Origin of the sequence: Paracoccus fistulariae (assembly GCF_028553785.1) — a bacterium.
GTDB lineage: Bacteria > Pseudomonadota > Alphaproteobacteria > Rhodobacterales > Rhodobacteraceae > Paracoccus > Paracoccus fistulariae.
This window is the reverse complement of record NZ_CP067136.1, coordinates 845195-863618: the sequence shown is the minus strand read 5'-3', so window position 1 is coordinate 863618 and position 18424 is coordinate 845195. Positions and strand designations below refer to the sequence as shown.

Below are 18424 nucleotides of genomic sequence, written 5' to 3'. Positions count from 1 at the left end.
CCGCCGCGCCTGCCTCAGGGGCGTTGTCCCACATAACGCCCGACGGCAGCCGCGCCCGGCAATACGGCATGTTCCCGCGCCAGCGCAGCTATCCTGTTGCCCAGATCGGCATCGACCGGGGTGGCCTTCTGGGCCGTCGTATCCACATGCAGCAGCATCTGTTCGGCCGAGGCCAGAACCGATCCCGTCGCCGGATTGCTGATCTGGTGAAAGACATGCAGCCGCTTGTCATCCGCCGACAGGATCCGGGTCCGGGTTTCATAACCATCGCCCTCATGCGCCTCGCCCAGATGCATGATATGCGTCTCGACCGTGTAAAAGCTGCGACCCGAGGCGAAGTAATCGGCATCCAGGCCAAGATGGGTCAGCAAGGCATCGCTGGTCTCGCCAAAGACCTGCAGATAGCGATGCTCGGTCATATGGCCGTTATAGTCGATCCATTCCGCCGGGACGCTGCCCGATGTCAGTTGCAGCGGCGCGGCGGTCGCATCCGCCGCGGCGTCGCGCAGCATCTGTTCCTGATCGCGCAGCGCCGCGCCCGCACCCCAGCCTGCACCGCCCTGCTGCTGGGCCAGCGCGCGGATGATGGCCACCAGATTGTCGTCGCGGATCCGCTCCAGATCCCGGATCGAGCGTCCCCCGGCCTGTTCATCGGATTGCGCCGCGATCTTGTCGATCAACGCCTCGTCCATCTCGGGCACGTCCATCAGCTTGGTCCAGGGCCATTTCAGCGCCGGGCCGAACTGGCCCAGGAAATGGCGCATCCCGGCCTCTCCTCCGGCGATGCGATAGGTCTGAAACAACCCCATCTGCGCCCAGCGAAGACCAAAGGAATAGCGGATCACATCGTCGATTTCGGTGACGCTGGCAATGTCATCCTTGACCAGCCACAGGGCTTCGCGCCACAGCGCCTCCAGCAGGCGGTCGCCCACGAAGGCCTCGATCTCGCGATTGATCGTCACCGGCTTCATGCCAAGCGCGGTGTAAAGGCTGCTGGCGCGCCGGATCGTCTGGGTACTTGTCTGATGGCCGCCGACGATTTCGACCAGCGGCAGCAGGTAGACCGGGTTATAGGGATGGGCCACGACCAGCCGTTCGGGATGGCGCATCCCCTGTTGCAGATCGCTGGGCAACAGGCCCGAGGTTGACGAGCCGATGATCGCATCCGGCGCGGCATGGGCATCGATGGCCTGCAGCACGGCGCGTTTCAGGTCCAGCCGTTCCGGTACGCTTTCCTGGATCAGCTCTGCGCCCGCGACGGCCTGTTCCAGCGTATCGGCAAAGCGCAACTGGCCGGGGGCGGGCAGGGGGGCGTCCAGCAGTTTTCCGGCGGCGCGTTGGGCATTGGCCAGAACCTCGGCCACGATACGCTGCGCATCGGGGGCCGGGTCAAAGACATCGACATCCACACCGGCCAGCAGCAGCCGCGCGATCCAGCCCGCGCCGATCACGCCGCCGCCGATGCAGGCGGCCCGGTTCAAGGCCACGCCGCTCACCAGCGTTTCTCCAGCTTCAGCTTCTGGCGCACCTCGGCCGGGCTCAGCAGCCGCCCACCCAGCGATTGCACGGCCGTTGCCGCCCGCGCGACAAGATCTTCGTTGCTGGCCAGAACGCCCTTGTCCAGCCAGATATTATCCTCCAGCCCGACGCGGATATTGCCGCCCGCAAGCATCGCCAGCGCCGCATAGGGCAACTGGTTCCGCCCGATGGAAAAGGCCGAGAAGGTCCAGTCCTCGGGGACATTGTCAACGACCGCCTTGAAAGTGCCCAGATCGTCGGGCGCGCCCCAGGGGATGCCCATGCACAGCTGGATCATCACCGGATCGTCGATCACGCCCTGCGCCTTCAGCCATTTGGCCAGCAGCAGATGGCCGGTATCGAAGACCTCGATTTCCGGCCGCACGCCCAGATCGCGGATCTGCCGCGCCATGGCTTTCAGCATGGCGGGGGTGTTGGTCATGACGTAATCGCCTTCGCCGAAATTCATCGTGCCGCAATCCAGCGTGCAGATTTCGGGGCGCAGCTCGGCGATATGGACCAGCCGTTCGGTCGCGCCGATCATGTCGGTGCCCTGCGGATCGGCGGGCAGGGGCGCCTCGGTCGAGCCAAGGACCAGATCCCCGCCCATGCCGGCGGTCAGGTTCAGCACCATATCGACGCCGGAATCGCGGATCCGTTCGACCACTTCGCGATACAGCGCCGGATCGCGCGAGGGCGCGCCGCTGTCAGGATCGCGGACGTGGATATGGGCGATGGCCGCGCCCGCCCGCGCCGCCGCGACCGAGGATTCGGCGATCTGCTGCGGCGTGACGGGCACCTTGTCGGACCGTCCGGTCGTGTCGCCCGCGCCGGTCACGGCACAGGTAATAAAGACCTCTCGATTTGGCGTCAGTCCCATATCTGGCATCCTTGCTGCACTGAAATCGACACCAGCTTGACGGATCGGCCTATTCCGCATTTAACATATCACGCAACGGAATTGACGAACTGCGCAGAGATGATTTTTGCCCAAACTGACGAACCGCTGACCGCAACCATCCTTGTCCTGCCCGAGGCCTCGTTGATGAGCCTGGCGGCGACGCTGGATCCGATGCGGGCGGCGAACCGGATCTCGGGGGCGCGGCCCTATCTGTGGAAGGTGGTGTCGATGGATGGCTATGCGGTGCCCACCAGTTGCGGATTACCGGTGCAGGTGGATTGCCCCTTCTCGCCCCGCGAACGCTGCGACCTGCTGATCGTGGTGGCGGCCTTTGGGGTTTTTCGCCATGCAACCCAGTCCGTTCTGGCCGCCGTGCGACAGGGCGCGCAGCATGCCCGCATGATCGGCGGGGTCGAGGCGGGAAGCTGGGTTCTGGCGATGGCCGGGCTGCTGGATGACCGCCGCGCCACGACCCATTGGGAGGATCTGGAGGAATTCGCCACCCGCTTTCCGCAGGTTCAGGTCATTCCCGACAGATGGGTGGTGGACGATCACATCTTCACCACGGGCGGGGCGGCGCCTGCGCTGGATTTCATGCTGGCGCTGATCCGCGCGCGGCAGGGTTTTGGCGAGGCGCTGAACGTGGCCAGCCTTTATGTCTATGAAGAGGTACGCAGGCCCAGCGATGCGCAGCCGCTGGTCTCGATGGGCCGGATCGGCAGGCTGGAGCGCCGCGTGGCCTGCGCCATCCGGGTGATGGAGGAACATCTGGAGGCGCCCTTGCCGATCAGCGCGATTGCGGCGCGGGCGGGCTGTTCGGTGCGCACGCTGGAAAACCTGTTTCGCGACAGCGTCCAGACCTCGCCCGGGGCCTATTACCTGTCGCTGCGCCTGCAGGCGGCGCGTCGGCTGATCGTGGATACCGACCTGTCCATGGCGGAAACGGCGGTCCGCACCGGCTTTTCCTCGATCGCCTCACTGTCGCGGGCGTTCAGGCGGCAGTTCGGGCATCCCCCCTCTGCCGCCCGACAGATCTCAAAGACCTAGCGCTTCTTTCGCGGCGGGCAGGCCGGGCTGACCGTCAAAGGTGTTCACGCCGTCCAGCCAGTTTTCCAGCGCGTCGGGATTTTCCGTCAGCCAACGCTCTGCCGCGGCGCGCGGCTCCATCCCGTCATCAAGGATATAGGCCATCATCACGTCTTCCGCATCGACCGTGAAGACGAGGTTTTTCAGGAACTTGCCGACATTCGGGCAATCATCCGAAAAGCCCGCGCGGGTGTTGGTCAGCACCGTCGCGCCGCCATCATTCGGGCCGAACAGATCATCGCCATCGGTCAGATATTCGATCTCGTAGCGCACATTCATCGGATGCGGGCGCCAGCCGAAGAACAGGATGTCGCCGCCCGACTGGATCTCTCGCTGGACCTGCGCCAACATGCCCTGTTCGCTGGATTCGACCAATGCGAAACCGTCCAGATCGGAGCTGTTTTCCTCGATCATCTTCAGGATCGTCGCATTCGCGCCGCTGCCGGATTCGATGCCATAGATCTTGCCGTCCAGCTGATCCTTGAAACCGGCGATGTCGGAATAGGTCTTCAGACCCGCATCGAAGGTCGATTTGGGAACGGCAAAGCCGATCTTCGCGCCTTCCAGATTGGTCTGGACGACCTCGATCTGACCGGCCTCGACCAGCGGTTTCTGGTTCGCTTCCTGCAGCGGCATCCAGTTGCCCAGGAAGATATCGGTATCGCCCGATTTCAGCGATTCAAAGGTCACCGCGACCGACAGCACCGCGACGTCGGGATCATAGCCCAGTGCTTCCAGCAGCAACGAGGCCGTGGCGGTGGTGGCGGTGATATCGGTCCAGCCCACATCCGAGAAGCTTGGCTCTTGGCAGGTTGCCGGATCCTCTTGCGCGGCGACCTGCGTGGCGGCAAGCGATGCGAAAATCCCGGCGGCGATGAGATGCTTCATGATCTTCCCCCTTCATGTTGGTCCGGCGGGCCACATGGCGCCGCCGATTGTTCTGTAGCAGAGAGTAAATCGGTTGCGAAAAATTGCTTATCGAAATGCGAAGCAATCTTCACAATATACGCAGGTCGCCTGTCCGGGGGCGGGCAGGCGACCTGCTGTCAGTCCTCATCCGCGGCCAGTTGCGACAGAACCTGACCCTGTCCGCGCGCGCGCATGATCAGCGGAACCACCAGCGCCAGCGTCGCGATCAGCAGCAGCGCCGCCGCCACGGGCGATTGCACCAGGGTCATCCAGTCCCCCTGACTGATCGACAATGCGCGGCGCAATTGCTGTTCGGCCATCGGCCCAAGGATCAGGCCCACGACCAGCGGCGCAATCGGATAGCCATACAGCCGCATCACATAGCCCAGGACGCCAAAGGCCAGCAGCAGGCCCAGCTCGAAGGTCGAGGGATTGGCGCCGATGGTGCCCAGCGTCGCGAATAGCAGGATCCCCGCGTAAAGCCAGGGGCGCGGAATGGTCAGCAGCTTCACCCACAGCCCGATCAGCGGCAGGTTCAGCACCAGCAGCATGGCATTGGCGATCAGCAGCGACGCGATCAGCCCCCAGACAAGCGTCGGGTTCATCGCGAAAAGCAGCGGGCCGGGTTGCAGGCCGAATTGCTGGAAGCCCGCCAGCATGATCGCCGCCGTGGCCGTGGTCGGCAGGCCCAGCGTCAGCAGCGGCACCAGCGTGCCCGCGGCCGAGGCGTTATTGGCTGCTTCGGGGCCTGCCACGCCCTCGATCGCGCCTTCGCCGAACTCTTCGGGGTGTTTCGACAGCTTCTTTTCCGTCGCATAGGACAGGAATGTCCCGATTTCGGCACCGCCTGCGGGCATGGCGCCGATGGGAAAGCCGATCACCGTGCCGCGCAGCCAGGGTTTCCACGACCGCGCCCAATCCTGCCTGCTCATCCAGACCGAGCCCTTGACCGCCTCGACCTTTTCATCGCCGCGCCCGCTTTGACCCGCGACATACAGCACCTCGCCCACCGCGAACATGGCGACGGCCATGGTGGTGACCTCGATCCCGTCCAGAAGCTCGGGCACGCCAAAGGCAAGCCGCGCCTGTCCGGTCAGCTGGTCGATGCCGATGCAGGCCAGCGCCAGACCGATGAACAGCGAGGTCAGACCGCGCAGCGCGGAATCGCCGAACGCGGCCGAGACGGTGACAAAGGCCAGCACCATCAGCGCGAAATATTCGCGCGGGCCAAAGACCAGCGCCACCTCGACGATCCAGGGCGCCAGAAAGGCCAGCGCCAGCGTTGCGATCAGGCCGGCCACGAAGGATCCGATGGCGGCGGTGGCAAGGGCCGGGCCGCCGCGCCCCTTGCGGGCCATCTTGTTGCCTTCCAGCGCGGTGATGATTGAGGCGCTTTCGCCCGGCGTGTTCAGAAGGATCGAGGTCGTCGAGCCGCCATACATGCCGCCGTAATAGATGCCCGCGAACATGATCAGCGATCCGGCCGCATCCAGCCGGTAGGTGACCGGCAGCAGAAGGGCCACGGTCAGCGCCGGGCCGATGCCCGGCAGGACGCCGACGGCGGTGCCCAATGTCACCCCGATCAGCGCGTAAAGCAGCATCATCGGCTCGGCTGCCGTTGCTAGACCTTGCAGAAGAAAATCGAATGCACCCACGGGATCAGCCTCCGGGGAAGAACAGATGCTCAAGCGGCCCGGCGGGCAGATGCAGCATCAGAAGTTGCGAAAAGACCAGCCAGACCAGAAAGGACAGCGCAATCCCGACGGGCAGCGTCAGCGCCAGATTGCGCTTGCCAAAGGCGCGGGCGACCAGCGCGAAAAGCATGCCGGTGGCAATGGAAAACCCCGCCACATGCAGCAACAGAAGCTGCGCCGACAGCCCCGCGATCACCCAGATGATCGGGGCAATGCGCTGATGTTCGGGATGGCGGAATTCGCCGCGATAGCCCTCGGCCACGGTCCAGATGGCCAGCCCGATCAGGCAGAAGGCCACGACGCGCGGCACGCTGGCCGGGCCGACGCCGGAATAGCCGCCCAGATCGGCCAGTCTGCTGCTGTCCCACAGCATCACCGCCGCCAGCCCAACCAGACCGGCGGCCACCACAAGCGCCGCCGTAGGACGGCGGCGCGCAGGTTTTGCGTCGGGATGGCTCATTTCACCAGGCCGATATCTTTCAGGATCGCCTGCGTCGCGGCGATGTCTTTCTGCAGCTGCGCGTCGAATTCCGGGCCCGACAGATAGGTGTTCAGCCAGCCCTTGTCGGCCAATTGGGTCTGCCAGTTTTCGGATTGGACCATGGCTTCGATATCGGCTTCAATCTGGGCCTTCTGCTCATCGCTCAGATCGGGGCCTGCCGCGACCATGCGCCAGTTCTGCAGATCGATGTCCAGACCGACCTCTTTCAGGGTGGGGGCGTCGACACCCTCAAGCCGTTCCGGCGAAGAGACGGCCAGAAGGCGCAGCGTGCCGGCCTCGATCTGGGGCTGGAATTCGCCCAGCGACGACACACCCGCCGTGACCTGATTGCCCAGAATGGCGGCCAGCGCCTCGCCACCGCCGGAATAGGCGATGTAATTGATGGTCGTCGGATCGACGCCAGCGGCATTGGCGATCATCCCCACGGCAATGTGGTCGGTCCCCCCGGCCGAGCCGCCGGCCCAGCTGACCGCGCCCGGATCGGTCTTCAGCGCCTCGACCAGCCCCTGCATGTCCTGAATGTCCGAGGCGGCGGGCACGACGATGGCCTGATATTCGCCGGTCAGACGCGCGATCGGGGTGACATCGGCCAGCGATACCGGCGACTGGTTGGTCAGGATCGCGCCGACCATGACATAGCCGCCGACGATCAGTGCATCGGCATTGCCCGCGTTCTGGCTGGCAAATTGCGCAAGCCCGATGGTGCCGCCCGCGCCGGGCACGTTCTGGACCTGAACCGAATCGGCGATGCCTTCCTCCTGCATCACGGTCTGCATCGTGCGCGCGGTCTGATCCCAGCCACCGCCGGGATTCGCGGGCGCGATGATGGTGTAATCGGCCAGCGCCGGAACCGCCAGCAGGGCCGAGATAAGTCCTGACAGAACAATATGTTTCATCTGTTTCCTCCACATTCACCGCGCCGGTCTGCGCCAGCGGGTGATCCTTGTTTCTTGATGACTTGGACCGCGCCTCTCCCAAGGCTGCGATCATCCTCCTGAACCCGCGCCGTCGCGGGCCTGACGCGACTACAGCACGCCAACCTGTCATCGACCTGACATGTCCGGGGGAAAATTCAGCGTGCCGACAGCGCCGCATGCCAGCGCGCCAGCAGCTTGGCCCGCGTCGCCTGATCCAGATAGGCCAAAAGACCCGGCGTCACCGGAACCGGGCGAAGCCGCAGGCCGGTCAGTTCTTCCATCCCGCCTGCGGGGGATTGACGGCCCGCGACCTCCAGACTGACGGCGGAAAGGCGCAGCGTCTGCGACAGCAGGTTCTGACCCTGCGGCGACATCAGGAAGGCAAGGAAATCGCCCCCCAGATCGGGCCGCGCCGCCGCCCGTGGCACCAGCGCAACCCGAGAGACGACGACAGTGAAATCGCGCGGCAGGATCATCCCGACATCGGGATGCGTGCGCGCCCATTCGGCGGCGTAAGATCCCAGCAGGTTATAGCCCAGCACCAGCCGCCCGTCATTGATCCGTTCCAGAAGGTCGCTGGTGGTCGGATATTGCTGCATCCCGGCGCGGCCCATCGCCTCGATCACGGCCCAGATACCGGGATAAAGCTGCTGGTCGCGGGCCAGAAACAGATAGCCCACGCCAGAGCGGGTCACGTCATAGCTGCCGACGCGGTCCCGCGCCAGGCCGGGATGTTCAGCGATCCAGCGCATCAGATCGGCGCGCGTCGCTGGTGGTTCGGACCCCGCGAAGCTGGGCTTGTGATAGGCAAAGACCGCAGGTTCATAGGTCAGCGCATAGGCCGTGTCGCGCCAATTCGCCCAGCCCGGCCATGTGTCGGTATCGGGCGTGCGGATCGGGCGCGCATAGCCGTCATTGGTCAGCTTCACCTGCAGATCCATGGCCGAGGAAAAGACGAAATCCGCCGTCGGGCCGATATCGCTTTCGCTGACAACGCGGTCGTGGATCTCTCCGGTCAGCAGGTTCTCGTATTGCACCGCGATATCCGGATTGGCCTGTTGAAAGGCCCGAACCAGCGGCGCGGCCAGATCATTGTCCAGAGAGGAATAGACGGTCAGCACATCGCCCGTCCGGCCCGAGGGCGCGGGAAAGCGCGTCGTTTCGGCCCCGGAAAAACCGGGCAGCAACAGCGCGATGCTGGCAATGGCTGGCAAAAGCAGGGACAGTCGCATGATGTCGCAGAATGCATGGCTTGTGCCCCGTTCACAAGCGTGGCGGGCGGGGCTAATCTGGCGCCCTTGGGGGGATGCATGCGGATCTTGCTGGTCGAAGATAACCTGTCGCTGGCCGATGGTCTGTCCACGCTGCTGCGGCAGGCGGGCTATGTGGTGGATGTGGTCCATGACGGCGCCTCGGCCGAGGCGCTGGCCTTGGCCGAGAATTTCGATCTGGTCATTCTGGATCTGAACCTGCCGCAGATGGACGGGCTGGAGGTGCTGCGCGCCATGCGGGCGCGCCAGAACCCGGCGGCGGTGATGATCCTGACCGCGCGCGGCACCCCGGAAGAGCGCGTGAAGGGGCTGGATCTGGGCGCCGACGACTATCTGATCAAGCCCTTCGATATCGGCGAATTCGAAGCCCGCATCAGGTCGCTGCTGCGGCGTCAGGCCGGGCTGCGGATGGCGACGGTCAGCTTTGGCGATCTGGTCTTTGATCAGAACAGCCGCAGCTTTTCGCTGGGCGCGCAGATGCTGGACCTGCCATCACGCGAACGGGGGCTGCTGGAATTGCTGATCACGCGTGCGGGCAAGGTCGTCCCGCGCGAGGCGATCGTGCAATCGCTGACCTCGCTGGATGACGATCTGTCCGCAAATGCGATCGAGCAATATGTCAGCCGCCTGCGCAAGCGTCTGGCGGGTGCGGGGCTGACCGTCCGGACGGCGCGCGGCATCGGCTATTACCTTGACCGGGCCGCGATGTGAGCCCGCGCCGCCCCCTGTCCATCCGCCGCCGCCTTTTGCTGTCGCTGCTGGTTGCGACGGCGGTGTTCGGCACGCTGGCGCTGATCGACACCTGGCGCGAGGCGGTGCGCATGGCCAACCTTCTGTCCGACCGGGTGCTGGCCGGATCGGCGCTGGTGATTGCTGAACGGGCATCGCTGGACGATCAGGGGCGGATTACCATCGACATCCCCTATGGCGCGCTGGAAATGCTCAGCTCGACAGCGCAGGACCGGGTGTTTTACCGCGTCGATGGCCCGCCCGGTCAGGTGGTGACGGGCTATGCCGACCTGCCGGTCGCGGCACAGGCGCCGCGTGGCGGCGATGCGGTCTTTGCCGATGCGCTTTACAAGGGCGCGCAGGTGCGGCTGGCATCGCTGGCGCGGGCGGCCTCGACCGGGATCGATGAGGTGCCCTTTCTGGTGACCGTGGCCGAAACCACAAGCTCGCGTCAGCAACTGACCCGTGCCATCATGATGCGCTCGGCCCTGCGGCTGGCGCTGATGATGCTGGGGGCGGCGGCCATTGTCGCCATTGCGGTCACGCTGTCGCTGCGACCGCTGCGCCGTCTGGGTGAGGCGATTTCCGAACGCAGCCCCGACGATCTGAGCCCGGTCGAAACCCCGGTCCCGGCCGAGGTGCGCGGGCTGGTCGCGACGATCAACCTGTTCATGTCGCGTCTGGATGCGGCGTTGGAGGGGTTGCGGAATTTCACCGGCAATGCCGCGCATCAGCTGCGCACACCGCTGGCCGTGGTGCGTACGCAACTGGCGCTGGCCGCCCGCGCGCCCGATCTGGCCCACGCCCAAGAGGCCGCGGCCAAGGGCGATGCCGCCGTGGCCCATGCCGAACGGATTCTGGCGCAACTTCTGTTGCTGGCCAAGGTCGGATCACGGAGCGGCACGGCCCCGCAGCCCATGGACCTGACCGATTTCGCCCGGCGGCAGACGGCCGAACAGATCCCCGTGGCGGCTGATGCCGGAACGGATCTTGGCTTTGAAGGCGAAGGGTCGCTGTGGATCCGCGCGGAACCCCTGCTGCTGGCAGAGGCGCTGCAGAACCTGATCTCGAACGCGCTGCTGCACACGCCCGGGGGAACGGTGGTCACGGTCCGGGTACGTCGGGACGGCGACCATGCGGTGCTGGAGGTCGAGGATAACGGCCCCGGCATTCCCGATGCGGCCCGCGCGGCCGTCATCCGGCGTTTCGCCCGTGGCGAAAGCCCGGCCGAGGGTCTGGGGCTTGGCCTGCCCGTGGTCGATGAAATCGCCCGCCTTTTCTGCGGCAGGCTAAGCCTGCATGATGTCGCGGGCGGGCAGGGTCTGGCGGCGCGGATCAGTTTTGACCTTGATCCGCGCAGCGCACCGGCTGGTCAGGCCGCCTGAGATTTCCGGCGGAAGGGCCCGAAGGGAATTTCCGAGGGCGCAAAGGTCTCGGCCGAGGCGCGGTCCCAGCGGTTATGCCATTCCGACAATTCTGGGATTTCCTCGGAGGCCAGCAGGAAGCCGTCGGGCAGATAGGCATAAACCTCGTTCCCGTCGCGGAATTCGCTGTCCTTGGTGCGGAACATGAAGTGATAGGGCATGAAATCGCCCGGATGGGTCAGCCCCGCGGCCCCCGCCAGTTCGCCAAGCGCATGCATGGTGTTCTTGTGGAACCGGGCGACGCGCTGGCTTTTATCCTCGACCACCAGTGCCCTTTGGCGCTTGCGATCCTGCGTGGCGATGCCGACGGGGCATTTATTGGTGTGGCAGGCCTGCGCCTGAATGCAGCCCACCGCGAACATATAGGCACGGGCCGAGTTGCACCAATCCGCGCCAAGCGCCAGCACCCGGGCGATATCGAAGGCCGAGGTGATCTTGCCCGCAGCGCCGATGCGGATATCGCCGCGCAGTCCCGCGCCGCGCAATGTGTTATGCACGAAGGTCAGCCCTTCCAGCATCGGCATGCCGACCCGGTTGGCGAATTCCAGCGGCGCGGCGCCGGTGCCGCCTTCCTTGCCGTCCACGACGATGAAATCGGGCTTGATGCCGGTGGCCAGCATCGCCTTGACCATGCACATGAATTCCCGGCGGTGGCCGATGCACAGCTTGAAGCCGACCGGCTTGCCCCCCGACAGATCCCGCAGCTTGCCAATGAATTCCATCATCTCGGTCGGCGTGGAAAAGGCGCTATGCGCGGGCGGAGAGATACAGTCGATATTCATCGGAATGCCCCGCGCCTCGGCAATCTCGGGCGAGATTTTCGAGGCGGGCAGCATGCCTCCATGGCCGGGCTTGGCGCCCTGGCTTAGCTTCAGTTCGATCATCTTGATCTGCGGATCGCGGGCCTGTTCTGCAAATTTCTCGGCCGAGAAGCTGCCATCCTGATTGCGGCAGCCGAAATAGCCCGAGGCCACCTGATAGATCAGATCGCCGCCGCCCTGACGGTGGTAGCGGCTGATCCCGCCCTCGCCGGTATCCTGGGCAAAACCGCCCAGCTTCGCGCCGGTATTCATCGCCAGAACCGCATTGGCCGAAAGCGAGCCAAAGCTCATCGCCGAAATGTTGTAGATGCTGGAGGCATAGGGCTGCGTGCAATCCGGACCGCCAATGCTGATGCGGAAATCGGTGTCCTTGATCACCACGGGCGCGGCGGAATGGGTGATCCAGGCATAGCCGGAGCTGTAGACATTCTGGGTGGTGCCGAAGGGACGCTTATCCTCGACCCCCTTGGCGCGCTGATAAACCAGCGCGCGGGCCTCGCGGCTGAACGGTTCTTCGTCCCGGTCGCCCTCGATCATGTACTGCCGGATCTCGGGGCGGATGCTTTCCAGCAGGAAACGCATATGCCCGATCACCGGATAATTCCGCAGGATCGAGTGCTTTTTCTGACGCAGATCCAGAATGCCCAGCACGGTCAGCGCGGCGGTCACGACCGCAAGCGCGGCCCACCAGACATTGGAAAAGGCGATCGCGAACACCGTCGCGAAAATCGTGGTGAGACAGCAGATGATAAAGATCGCGTAACGGGGGTAAAGTTTCATGGGGCAGACCAGTTGGATATGTCACAGGACGAATTCGCGTCTGTTACCATAAGAGGCCCGGAACGTCTTGTAGAGAAGCGTTCACTTTTCGCCGAACGCTCGGCCGGTCTGATCGACGATGTGGCCCATTGAAATGACACATCGCCGACCAGTCCGGTAAACCGAGCTGTCGCCAATTCAGGCGAGCTTGTTCGAATGTACGATGAGAAAAGTTACTTTGCAAAACCACGCGAACGCTCATTTAGGCATCCGGCGACAAGGGGGGGTGTGCCGGATAATTGGTCGCTTGGTCAATAAAATCCGGTCGCATTTGCCGATCCATTCGTCGTTTTTGCCGTCTGTCTCATTCAGTTTTCCGCGCGTCTCATTCCGCGCGTCTCATTGCGGGCGGCCTCAGCGGCCTATCTGATGTCGAGCAGCCATTTGCTCCAATCCGCCGTATCGCCGAAAGCCGTCTTTGTCGCGGCCAGTCCAAAGGCCACCTGACGACAGTCGCGCGGGCTCATCCCGAAGGCGCGCTGGAACGAGACAGAGAAGGTCGAGGAATTGGTAAAGCCCCATCTCTCAGCCACTTGCGCAATCGTCTTGTGGCTGAGCCGCGGGTCCGAGATCTCTCCACGGCAGCGATGCAGCCGCCTGAGCCGCAGATAAGAGACAAAGCCCCCGTTCTTATCCATGATCCGGTACAGCGTCGCGCGCGAGATGCCGAATTGCTTCGCGACATCCTGAACGCTCAGGCCCAGATCGTGCAGATTCTGTTCGATATAGCGCTGCACCGCCAGACGAATGCCGCTGGTCATGCCCGCGGCGCTTTCGGGCGATATCTCTCCGTTCAGGGCTGCGGCGATCATGGCAAGGGTGGGGCTTTGCAGCATGAGCATGTCTTCATGGCTCAGTCCCGGTGCCGACCGGTTCAGCGCGATCAGGTGGCTGCATAGCAATGCGGTCAGGGGCCGGTTTCCCTCCAGCCTGCGCGCGCCGTGGCTGTCAGGGTCGTGCAGATGGTTGGCCAACAGGCGGCGCGGTATCGCGATATCGGTCGATTTGTATTCCCGGCCGATCGTGGTGATCGGTTGGGTCATGTCCACGACCAACACATCGCCGGGGTTGATGACATGCTCGCGTCCGCTGCCGGTGACCTCACGATGCCCTTCGCGGTAGAATTGCAGCATGTAATAGTCCGAGCCATCATTGGCGATGCGGGCGGCGCTGCGCGTGGTTTTCTGACCACTGCTTTCGATGCTGCCAAACACGAATTCATGGCCCTGATAGGCCTCGACCCTCGCATAGAAACGCCCGTTCATCACCGCGGATACGTCCCATATAGAGGCCGCGGCTTCGCGCCACGCGGTAATCCGACGCTTTTCTGGCAGTAGATCCGTATCCGTCTTCGAGTAGGGCAGCTTCGGCAAGACGCGTCCTGAGGTTCCTTCACATCGGTGGATATAGTGAGGGTCGGGTCCGGCCTTTTCAAGAATATTAGACGGATCAAGGGGTTATGATTTGTTTATAAGAACGGCCCAATTTCGCGACTTGCATGGCATGTATCTTAACCTTGCGTCAATTTCGCTGTGAATCAATTGGTTAGTATTCTAATCATTTTTCTGCAGATCAGCACTGTGACAATTTGACCACAGTCGAAGAACAATCTTAGACCGTTGAAATGCCTGCGCCTGACGGGCCGGGACCGCCGGTATCAGTGCAGGAATCACCGTCAGCCGCCCCCTGTCCCGGTATCATCCGCGACAGCTTTCCCCGGCGTGACATCGGGATCCTTCAGCGTCTCTTTCTGGGTGATCAGCCGGGCCGAGTTCTGACGCGACAGAAAGATCCACAGCCAGCTGAGCGCAACGAACAGGCGCGAGCGGGTGCCGATCAGGAAATAGATATGCGCGATGCCCCAGACCCACCAGGCCAGCCAGCCTTTCAGTCGGAAACGGCCATATTCGATAACGGCGGCATTGCGCCCGATCGTCGCCAGATTGCCCATATCGCGATAGCGGAAAGGCGTGGTTTCGGCCTGATCGCCATGTTTCAGCCGCCGCCGGATCAGGCGCGCGGCATAGCTGCCCTGCTGCTTGGCGGCGGGGGCGACGCCGGGCACGGGCTTGCCGTCGCTTTGCACATGCGCGGTATCGCCCAGCACGAAGATCGAGGGATCATCGGGCAGCGTCAGCCCCGGGCTGACGATCACGCGTCCGGCCCGGTCGGCCTCGGCATCCAGCCAGTCCTTTGCGCGCGAGGCCTGCACCCCAGCGGCCCAGATGACGGTGCGGGCGGGAATGAACCTGTCATCCAGCATGATGCCTTCGGCCGTGATCTTGGTGACGGGCTTTCCGGTGCGCACCTCGACCCCGCGCCGCGACAGGGCAGCCAGGGCGTAATCGGAAAGATCCTTGCTGAAGGCGGGCAGGATATTCGGGCCGGCCTCGACCAGCAGGATCCTGGCGCGTCTTGTGTCGATATGGCGGAACTCGCCCGGCAGGATGCGATGCGCCAGCTCCGCGATGATGCCCGCCAGTTCCACCCCTGTCGGCCCCGCGCCGATGATGGCAAAGGTCAGCAGCGCGTCGCGTTCGTGTTTCGACGGCGTCAGTTCCGCCCGCTCGAAGGCCAGCAGCATGCGGCGGCGGATGGTCGTGGCATCCTCCAGCGTTTTCAGGCCGGGGGCGTCGGCCTCCCACTCGTCATGGCCGAAATAGGCATGCCGCGCGCCGGTCGCCACGATCAGCGTGTCATAGGGAATGCGCATGCCATTGCGCAGGATCACCTCTTTCGTGCGGCGGTCGATGTCGATCACGCGGGCCAGAAGCGTCGTCACATCCTTGCGCTTTTGCAGGATCGCCCGGATCGGCCAGGCGATTTCCGAGGTCGAAAGCAGGGTCGTCGCGACCTGATACAACAGCGGCTGGAACAGGTGATGGTTGCGCTGGTCGATCAGGGTGATCTCGCATCCCGCGCCCTTCAGGTCCTTCACCGCCGTCAGACCTGCAAATCCCGCCCCGATGACGACGACCCGATATGCCATGGCTAAAATACCTTTTCGTGCCCATGTAATCCGCCCCATACCTGCCCAATGCGCCCGCAAGCGCAAGGGCTGACAGGGCCTTCCAGCTTCTGTCAGCGGGAAACCGGACCTCGGGGCGGGGATTTGTCGTTCAAAGGTTATTTCAGATGCGCAGACAGGTCGGCAAATGCCAGCTGCTGATGTAAATCAAGCAGATTAATAAATGGTTGCTGGAAATCGGGTTGCCAGAGGGCGTCAAATTTATCCCGCCCCGAAAGGACTTGGCGCGCATCCGGCGAAACCCGGCAGATCCGCGCCCGGCAAGCCGTCATTTGTTTGTCGCCGACCCCGTCGACAGGCCCGAGAAGATGGGGCACCATCCCGCTTCCGGTACGCGCGGCCCTGCGGATTGGCAACTCGGGGGTCAGCACGCTGCGGCCGGGCGAACCACTTGGATGGCAGAGCGTGAATATGGCGAATGATCTCTTTCCCCAGGAACCGGCCCGGCCGGCACCGGGACAACAAGGCGATATCGTCCGGCTGGCGGCATGGCTGATCGTGGTCGCGATCATCATTGGCGGGCTTTACATCGGGCAGGGCGTGCTGATCCCGCTGGCCATCGCCTTCCTGATCAGCTTCGCGCTAAGCCCGCTGGTCTCTCGGCTGTGCCGCTGGGGCGTGCCGCGGGTGCTGTCGATCTGCATCGTCATGGCGACGCTGTTCATGCTGGTGGCGGGGTTGGGCCTGCTGGTCGGATCGCAGCTGCGGATGATCAGCGCCGAGCTGACCACCTATCAATGGACGATGCGGCAGAAGATCGACAATCTGACCGATCAGTTTCGCGGGCCGGGGATCTTTGACGGCGCGATCCAGACGGTCGATACCGTGCAGAAAGAACTGTCCGACGCGGTGCAGGAAAATGCCGATGAGGCCGAACCCGCGCAGCGGGTTCAGGTGGTCGCGCCGCCGCGCCCGCCCTTGCAGACCGCGCTGGAATGGCTGGTTCCGGCGGTGGCGCCGCTGGCCACGGCGGGGATCGTGCTGGTTTTCGTCTTTCTGGCGCTGTTGGACCGGGGCGATCTGCGGGATCGGCTGATCCATCTGCTGGGCGGCAATCTGCACCGATCCACCGATACGCTGGAAGAGGCGGGCAAGCGGATTTCGAAATATCTGCTGATGCAGGTGCTGGTGAATGTGGCCTATGCGGTGCCGCTGGGGTTGGGCCTGTTCCTGATCGGCGTGCCGGGATGGCTGCTTTGGGCGGTGCTGGCCTCGGTCCTGCGCTTCATCCCCTATGTCGGGCCGATGCTGTCGGCGATCTTTCCGGTCGCGCTGGCCTTTGCCGTCGATCCCGGCTGGAACATGGTGCTGATGACCATTGCCCTGATCGTCACGCTGGAGGCCATCAGCGGCAATATTGTCGAGCCTTTCCTCTATGGTACCAGCACCGGGTTGTCGGCGCTGTCGCTGATCGCGGCGGCGACCTTCTGGACGGCCCTTTGGGGGCCGGTGGGGCTGATCCTGTCCACGCCGCTGACGGTCTGCCTGCTGGTGATCGGGCGGAACCTGCCGCAGTTGCAGTTTCTGGACACGCTGCTGGGCTCGACCCCGGTGCTGGACGTGCCGACGCGGATTTATCAGCGCCTGCTGGCCAATCAACCCGATGAGGCGATCGAGATCGTCGATGATGTGATCGAGAAAGAGGGTTCGGTCACCGAGTTCTATAACGAACACGGTCTGGCGCTGTTGCGGCTGATCAGCCAGGATTATACCGGCGCGGCCCGCGCCGAACATCGCCTGCGCGTGGCAAAGGGTCTGGACGAGGTTCTGGACGATCTGCAGCAGGAATATCCCTCGACCGTGGATGCGGCTGCGCCGCCTCGCGTCGCCTGTATCGGCGGCAAATGGGAGGTGGACAGCTTTGCCTGCGAAATGCTGACCCATGCCCTGACGCTGAAAGGCGTGGCGGCGGTGCAGCGCCCGGCGGGGGTGGTGACGGCGCGCTATGTCGACAAGCTGGATCTGGACGAGGTGCAGATCATCTGTCTGGGCTATTTCAGCCGTAAGCCGGAACGCGCGATCCGGGCGTTTATCCGCAGGCTGCGCCATCGCTGGCCAGAGAAACAGATCGTGCTGGCGCTGTGGAACGCGCCCGAGGATCTGCTGGAACCCGACCGCTATCAGGCGCTTGGCGCCGATGCGGCCATCACCTCGATCGAAGAGGGGGTGCTGCGCATCGAGGGGCTGCTGCAGCCAGAGGCGTCCCGCGACCGATCAAAGGCCGCGCTGCCCGAAAACGAACAGCAGCGGATCGCCGCCCTGCGCGCCACGCGCGTGCTGGACGGGCATGCACGCGAGGATCTGGATGCGCTGGCGAAACGCGCCGCCGATGTGTTCGATGCCGAGATTTCGATTGTCTCGGCCATTGATGAAAATCGCGAATTCATCATCGGTCAAAGCAAGGATCTGCCCGGCACGCGCAGTCAGGATGGCAGCGACATGATCACCATGCCGCGGGCCGAGGCGATTTGCGACCACGTCGTGGCGACCGGAAAGACGCTGGTGGTCGAGGATACTGACCGCGATCCCCGCTTTGCCGATCATCCGGCCATCCGCAACTGGCAGACGCGATTTTATGCGGGTGTGCCGCTGACCACCGGCGATGGGCTGGTACTGGGCGCGCTGTGCCTGCTGGATCGCAACCCGCGCAAGTTGGAGGATGAGGAACTGGACCTGCTGGACCGGATCGCCGCCGATGCGGTGTCGGTGATCACCGGCGACGATGTGATCGCACCAGAGCCGCGCGAGGCCGAAGAATCCTCGGCCACCGTCGGTCAAAGCCTGCCGGATTGACGCCCGGCAGGC

General features: G+C 64.0%; 15 protein-coding genes. 4 read left to right on the top strand and 11 right to left on the bottom strand.

Going from position 1 to position 18424, the window contains the following annotated elements; all coding sequences use genetic code 11:
• Window positions 1–14: 14 nt before the first annotated feature.
• Window positions 15–1487, bottom strand: coding sequence for a carnitine 3-dehydrogenase (locus JHX87_RS04285; RefSeq protein ID WP_377776020.1), 1473 nt, complete (start codon window positions 1485–1487; stop codon window positions 15–17).
• 5 nt (window positions 1488–1492) lie between these two features.
• The gene (locus tag JHX87_RS04280; protein WP_271882628.1) at window positions 1493–2398 is read right to left on the bottom strand and encodes a beta-keto acid cleavage family enzyme; all 906 of its coding nucleotides are present in this window, start codon (window positions 2396–2398) and stop codon (window positions 1493–1495) included.
• Between the two features lie 99 nt (window positions 2399–2497).
• Here JHX87_RS04280 and JHX87_RS04275 point away from each other — a divergent pair, with 99 nt between their 5' ends.
• Window positions 2498–3466 carry a GlxA family transcriptional regulator gene (locus JHX87_RS04275; protein WP_271882627.1) on the top strand — a complete coding sequence of 323 codons (969 nt, stop codon included), beginning with the start codon at window positions 2498–2500 and terminating at the stop codon, window positions 3464–3466.
• Here JHX87_RS04275 and choX read toward each other — a convergent pair.
• The 5 genes from choX to JHX87_RS04250 all read right to left on the bottom strand — a co-directional run bounded on the left by choX (window position 3455) and on the right by JHX87_RS04250 (window position 8759).
• Window positions 3455–4393 (bottom strand): choline ABC transporter substrate-binding protein, encoded by a 939-nt coding sequence (gene choX / locus JHX87_RS04270; protein WP_271882625.1) that lies wholly within the window; start codon window positions 4391–4393, stop codon window positions 3455–3457. The genes JHX87_RS04275 and choX overlap by 12 nt on opposite strands.
• Before the next feature lie 158 nt (window positions 4394–4551).
• The gene (locus tag JHX87_RS04265) at window positions 4552–6069 is read right to left on the bottom strand and encodes a tripartite tricarboxylate transporter permease (protein WP_271882623.1); all 1518 of its coding nucleotides are present in this window, start codon (window positions 6067–6069) and stop codon (window positions 4552–4554) included.
• 4 nt (window positions 6070–6073) lie between these two features.
• Window positions 6074–6568: a tripartite tricarboxylate transporter TctB family protein gene (locus JHX87_RS04260; protein WP_271882621.1), complete on the bottom strand. Its 495-nt coding sequence runs from the start codon at window positions 6566–6568 to the stop codon at window positions 6074–6076.
• On the bottom strand, window positions 6565–7506 hold the full coding sequence (locus JHX87_RS04255; RefSeq protein WP_271882619.1) for a Bug family tripartite tricarboxylate transporter substrate binding protein: 942 nt from the start codon (window positions 7504–7506) through the stop codon (window positions 6565–6567). Before JHX87_RS04255 ends, JHX87_RS04260 begins: the two co-directional genes overlap by 4 nt.
• Window positions 7507–7682: 176 nt before the next feature.
• On the bottom strand, window positions 7683–8759 hold the full coding sequence (locus JHX87_RS04250) for an extracellular solute-binding protein (RefSeq protein ID WP_271882617.1): 1077 nt from the start codon (window positions 8757–8759) through the stop codon (window positions 7683–7685).
• A gap of 78 nt (window positions 8760–8837) precedes the next feature.
• Between JHX87_RS04250 and JHX87_RS04245 the strand changes: the two genes are divergently transcribed.
• Both JHX87_RS04245 and JHX87_RS04240 read left to right on the top strand, forming a co-directional pair.
• On the top strand, window positions 8838–9509 hold the full coding sequence (locus tag JHX87_RS04245; protein ID WP_271882616.1) for a response regulator transcription factor: 672 nt from the start codon (window positions 8838–8840) through the stop codon (window positions 9507–9509).
• Window positions 9506–10912, top strand: a complete 1407-nt coding sequence (locus JHX87_RS04240; RefSeq protein ID WP_271882615.1) for a sensor histidine kinase — start codon at window positions 9506–9508, stop codon at window positions 10910–10912. The genes JHX87_RS04245 and JHX87_RS04240 overlap by 4 nt, the downstream gene beginning before the upstream one ends.
• On the opposite strand, the gene JHX87_RS04235 is transcribed toward JHX87_RS04240, so the two are convergent.
• The 4 genes from JHX87_RS04235 to JHX87_RS04220 all read right to left on the bottom strand — a co-directional run bounded on the left by JHX87_RS04235 (window position 10900) and on the right by JHX87_RS04220 (window position 15939).
• Window positions 10900–12552: an FMN-binding glutamate synthase family protein gene (locus JHX87_RS04235; RefSeq protein WP_271882613.1), complete on the bottom strand. Its 1653-nt coding sequence runs from the start codon at window positions 12550–12552 to the stop codon at window positions 10900–10902. The genes JHX87_RS04240 and JHX87_RS04235 overlap by 13 nt on opposite strands.
• Window positions 12553–12953: 401 nt before the next feature.
• Complete coding sequence (locus JHX87_RS04230; protein WP_272833835.1) at window positions 12954–13856, bottom strand: helix-turn-helix domain-containing protein; 903 nt, start codon at window positions 13854–13856, stop codon at window positions 12954–12956.
• A gap of 410 nt (window positions 13857–14266) precedes the next feature.
• Entirely contained in the window at window positions 14267–15580 is a 1314-nt protein-coding gene (locus tag JHX87_RS04225) for an NAD(P)/FAD-dependent oxidoreductase (RefSeq protein WP_271882610.1), read from the bottom strand.
• 137 nt (window positions 15581–15717) lie between these two features.
• Window positions 15718–15939, bottom strand: a complete 222-nt coding sequence (locus JHX87_RS04220; RefSeq protein ID WP_271882608.1) for a hypothetical protein — start codon at window positions 15937–15939, stop codon at window positions 15718–15720.
• Window positions 15940–16030: 91 nt separating this feature from the next.
• Here JHX87_RS04220 and JHX87_RS04215 point away from each other — a divergent pair, with 91 nt between their 5' ends.
• Window positions 16031–18412 (top strand): AI-2E family transporter, encoded by a 2382-nt coding sequence (locus JHX87_RS04215; RefSeq protein ID WP_271882606.1) that lies wholly within the window; start codon window positions 16031–16033, stop codon window positions 18410–18412.
• Window positions 18413–18424 lie beyond the last annotated feature (12 nt).

Bases quoted from the DNA above. Each gene is read 5' to 3' on its own strand.
- JHX87_RS04250 (WP_271882617.1), bottom strand. From the start codon at position 8,759: ATGCGACTGTCCCTGCTTTTGCCAGCCATTGCCAGCATCGCGCTGTTG.
- JHX87_RS04235 (WP_271882613.1), bottom strand. From the start codon at position 12,552: ATGAAACTTTACCCCCGTTACGCGATCTTTATCATCTGCTGTCTCACC.
- JHX87_RS04230 (WP_272833835.1), bottom strand. From the start codon at position 13,856: ATGAACGGGCGTTTCTATGCGAGGGTCGAGGCCTATCAGGGCCATGAA.
- JHX87_RS04215 (WP_271882606.1), top strand. From the start codon at position 16,031: ATGGCGAATGATCTCTTTCCCCAGGAACCGGCCCGGCCGGCACCGGGA.
- JHX87_RS04225 (WP_271882610.1), bottom strand. From the start codon at position 15,580: ATGGCATATCGGGTCGTCGTCATCGGGGCGGGATTTGCAGGTCTGACG.
- JHX87_RS04260 (WP_271882621.1), bottom strand. From the start codon at position 6,568: ATGAGCCATCCCGACGCAAAACCTGCGCGCCGCCGTCCTACGGCGGCG.
- choX (WP_271882625.1), bottom strand. From the start codon at position 4,393: ATGAAGCATCTCATCGCCGCCGGGATTTTCGCATCGCTTGCCGCCACG.
- JHX87_RS04280 (WP_271882628.1), bottom strand. From the start codon at position 2,398: ATGGGACTGACGCCAAATCGAGAGGTCTTTATTACCTGTGCCGTGACC.
- JHX87_RS04275 (WP_271882627.1), top strand. From the start codon at position 2,498: ATGATTTTTGCCCAAACTGACGAACCGCTGACCGCAACCATCCTTGTC.
- JHX87_RS04255 (WP_271882619.1), bottom strand. From the start codon at position 7,506: ATGAAACATATTGTTCTGTCAGGACTTATCTCGGCCCTGCTGGCGGTT.
- JHX87_RS04245 (WP_271882616.1), top strand. From the start codon at position 8,838: ATGCGGATCTTGCTGGTCGAAGATAACCTGTCGCTGGCCGATGGTCTG.
- JHX87_RS04220 (WP_271882608.1), bottom strand. From the start codon at position 15,939: ATGGTGCCCCATCTTCTCGGGCCTGTCGACGGGGTCGGCGACAAACAA.